We start from the raw sequence: 3,743 nt of genomic DNA on the forward strand, positions 1-3,743 counted from the left end.
TCTGTGCCATCAAAAGCTTAAGGAAGTCATCTTTACCGAGTTCACGGTTCGCAACCCGTCCTTCACGAAGCTCGTAGTCAAGTTTTTTGTTATAGCCGTTAACAATGTTATCGACATTAAACTTTTCCTGCGGGCTCATCGTTGTATTGATGTTAGCTGCTGTTATTTCCATTTTTACCCCACATTTAGCGGTTTACGCTACACTTCAAATATCGGCATAGGATTTTCGAACTTTATAATTTTCTCACGCAACTATATTGATTTCGTAAGAACCGCCGGAATATGCCTCAACTGATTCGGCAGACAATGCATCCGGTGTAACAAAATCACCGTAAGTTTTTCGTGCCGCAAGTTCCGAATTATGCTGATTTTGATTTTCATTCTGTGCAAAGCCCTGCTGATTTTCATTATTCGAAAAATTTAAATCAAAACTGCCTGTCTCAAAGCCACTTTCAGTAAATGCCTGCTTCAGCCCCGGAATACTTTCCCGGAATGCGTCCATTGCTTCTTTTGTCTGAACTGTAATCTGAGCCGAAAGATTTTTATCATCAAGATTAAGAGAAATTTTTACATTTCCTAAACCTTCCGGACGAAAAATCAGATTGATTGATCCCTGATTGTTGTCTTTAAGAATAATATTTCCTGCTTTAACAAACTCAGGTGCATTTTCCTGAACTGCATTTGAAAGCATATGCTGGAAATCAGAACCATTTGCTGAAGCTGTCTGACTGGATGAAGAAGTAATATTTTGCTGAGCACGGTCAGCCAGTTCCATAGTCATCTGAACATTACCGTCATTCTGGCGCTGCATTGAAAGGTTAATTTCTTTTTTCTCAGCAGATTTCTGAACAATTTTATCAGAAGCAGCTTTAGCGTCAGTTTCATCAAAAAGATGATGAGTTCTTAGATCATGAACAGAAAGTTTTACATCATTCTTCTTTTCTTTAGATGATGCTGTTTTATCAGATTCAGAAATTAACTGACTTTTAGGCAGCCCCCTTTTTTCAATTTCTGCCAGTCTGGAAATATTTTCACCAGATTCAATATTCTTCAGAAATTTTTCCGGATCATTTACTGCAAGATTCTGGGCTGATTCAAGTTTTTCCTCATCAGTTTCACTTCCAGGAATAAATTCAACTGCAGCATCAATCATTTTAGCGAAATCTTCGCTTGACATCTCATCGCCTTTTTCTTCCAGTTTAGCACTGGACATAAGCCAGACAAGCGTTTTGTCATCGATTTGATTATTATCTTCACCTAAAACAAGAGTCTTCTCTTCAAAATCAATATTCTCGCTCTGATAATTTAATTGTTCTGTTCCCTGAATTCCTGTAATATTCATTGCTATAGAATTTTCAGGATTAACAGAGCTTTTTTCATGAAATTCCTGTTCTTCTTTTGTTTTTTCATCATCAGAAGAATTTTTTTCTGCTATTTTTTCTGATTTTTCATCATGATTTTCATTTACATTTTTTTCTGAAAATTTTTCTTCGTTGTTTGAAACATTTTCATTTTCTTTTGAAACATTTTTTTCTGAAGATGAAGTTTCGTTTTTTGCAGAATAATCATTTTCATTTGCTCTTTTAGCATCACGCAGAAAATCTGAAAATGACATTTTTTCAGAATCATAACGCTCTGCAGAATTCATCTGTGGAAAATCATTTTGGGAACTTTGAGCCTGTACCTGTGAAATCGAAAGAATATTCATATTTTTTATCTCCTGCAAAAAGCCTGAAATTTACGTCCCCCAATTCCCACCTGACGTAATTTTTTTAACTTCTACTCTTCTATCATCGGAAAATAAAAAATATTATTAAGGATTTTTTTTGCATTTTATAAGACAAAAAAACTGAACAGAAAAGACTGTTCAGTTTTACAGGATTATATTTTAATTTTCTAAACTTTCCGGCTTATTTGCCATTTTGCGCTCAATTGTTGAAGCCCGTTCAGACTGACCTGCTCTTCCCATGTACATAAGCCAGGTTGAAGACATAGAAACAGTTTTATTTTCAGCTGCTATTTCATCAGCCTTTCGTAAGATATCAATAACATCCTGATCATCATGCGAAAGAAGCTGTTCAACAGCTGTCTGCGGAGGCATATTATTTAAATAATTAACAATCGTTTCAATATTGGCATTTCTGTCATCGTATTTTTTAACCTGATTATTGAAAGTTTTTTCACGTTCATCCTGAGACTTTTTACGGTCTTCAAGTTCCTTTGCAATTGCCTCGTTCTGTTCTTCAATTTTTACGATGTCACTTTCCCGCTTAGCAAGTTCCTGCTTTTGAATTTCAATTCCTTCATAACCTTTAGCAAGTCTGTCATCATCCAGATCAGATGTAAGCGGCTTTGAAGGAGTTGAAGTTTGTGAAGTTTGAGGAGCTAATCCAAAAATTCTATATGCAGGAGCAAAAAGTTTTTTTGCATGAATAACACCAAGATAATCAAACCAGAGCAGTCCACCCAAAACAAGAATAACAATTAAAACAAGAAGAAAAATTGTTTTTCCGATTCCACCATTTCCACGAGCCATTTTTATCCCCTAAAAAAAGAACTTCGTTTTAATTATCGGAATTATATCACAAAAGTTAAGAAATTGAAACAATGCGACATTAATCCTAATAATTAGCTCCAACTGCTATACCGTAAACAAATTTACTTTCATCTTCTTTTGGATGAGGTCTGAAAATAAAAGTATAGCCGACACTAAACTGAATCGAATCATTTGCAAGGAAACCTGTATTTGGAGAAAGATACAAATCAGCACCGGCCTGAATCACATCAGAATAATCAGATTTTTCAATATTCTTAAAAATTGTATCTGTATGTCTTACATCCCAGAATTCTCCATGCTGATAGGAAATTTTTCCAGAATAAGTCGCACTGACTACAACTCTCTGCATAAAAAGCGATACAGCAGGAATTCCTTTATGGATTTCAAAATCAGCAAGAATTGCTGTAACACTACCTGCTGCACAATATTTTGAAGATGGAAAGAAGCTTCCTTTCACAATAAAAGGAATAATAACCGGAAACCTCAAAGTCAGGCTGCATCCTGTATTTAAATACTTATCATCATCAATAAGATTTTCAGAATCCCTGTAGGATGAAAGTAAAAACGGCTGAAAAACAAAGCCTAGAGAATTATAAACTTCAGGAGAAATCTTATGAACATTAGAAAACTGCAGGAATGCGATACCGTCTGCACTTTTTCCTGTTGAATCATCAACATTATCTTCAAAAAGCTCATCTATAATCTGTCTGCCGTACAAAAATTTTCCTTCTGTGCCGAAAGCAAAATAACTTACTTTTCCACGCCAGAGATATTTAGTAAACGAAAGACTGTCTGCGCTCTGCATAAAACCATCTTTATCAAAAATACAGGTTCCGCTCAAAGCATACTGGAAAGAATCATTCCCCCCTGAAAAGCCAAGATTCATTCCGCCGTTCTGATAAACAGGATCGTATCCGGCTGAAAAATTAATCTGTCTGTCTCCCCATGGATTTGTTGATAAGAAAGTAAATCCTAAAATTGCTGTCGAGTTCTGCTCAAAATCATGGCTGTAAACAGGAACAGTACCTAAAAACGGCAGATAAACACCACGAGAATAATATCTGAGCGGATTATAAGTAATTTCGTTAGATTTTTTGAAGATATTATAATTCTGCTTTTCTTCAAATTTAGCTGTCAGTATACTGCTTTCATTTTCATTTACAGTTAAAAATATTTTTTCAAAATC

3 protein-coding genes are annotated in these 3,743 nt (G+C 35.1%); all 3 read right to left on the minus strand.

Going from position 1 to position 3,743, the window contains the following annotated elements; all coding sequences use genetic code 11:
• Nucleotides 1-244: 244 nt before the first annotated feature.
• Nucleotides 245-1,708, minus strand: coding sequence for a flagellar hook-length control protein FliK (locus ACKI5B_RS03965; protein ID WP_407426055.1), 1,464 nt, complete (start codon nucleotides 1,706-1,708; stop codon nucleotides 245-247).
• A gap of 180 nt (nucleotides 1,709-1,888) precedes the next feature.
• Entirely contained in the window at nucleotides 1,889-2,536 is a 648-nt protein-coding gene (locus ACKI5B_RS03970; protein ID WP_407426057.1) for a periplasmic-type flagellar collar protein FlbB, read from the minus strand.
• Nucleotides 2,537-2,621: 85 nt separating this feature from the next.
• A partial coding sequence (locus tag ACKI5B_RS03975; protein ID WP_407426059.1) for a hypothetical protein occupies nucleotides 2,622-3,743 on the minus strand: 1,122 nt, incomplete at its 5' end.

It is taken from the genome of Treponema sp. (assembly GCF_045657965.1).
Classification (GTDB): Bacteria; Spirochaetota; Spirochaetia; order Treponematales; family Treponemataceae; genus Treponema_D.

What these genes read in the sequence shown, in the direction of transcription:
- ACKI5B_RS03970 (WP_407426057.1), bottom strand. Translation starts at nt 2,536, where the DNA reads ATGGCTCGTGGAAATGGTGGAATCGGAAAAACAATTTTTCTTCTTGTT.
- ACKI5B_RS03965 (WP_407426055.1), bottom strand. Translation starts at nt 1,708, where the DNA reads ATGAATATTCTTTCGATTTCACAGGTACAGGCTCAAAGTTCCCAAAAT.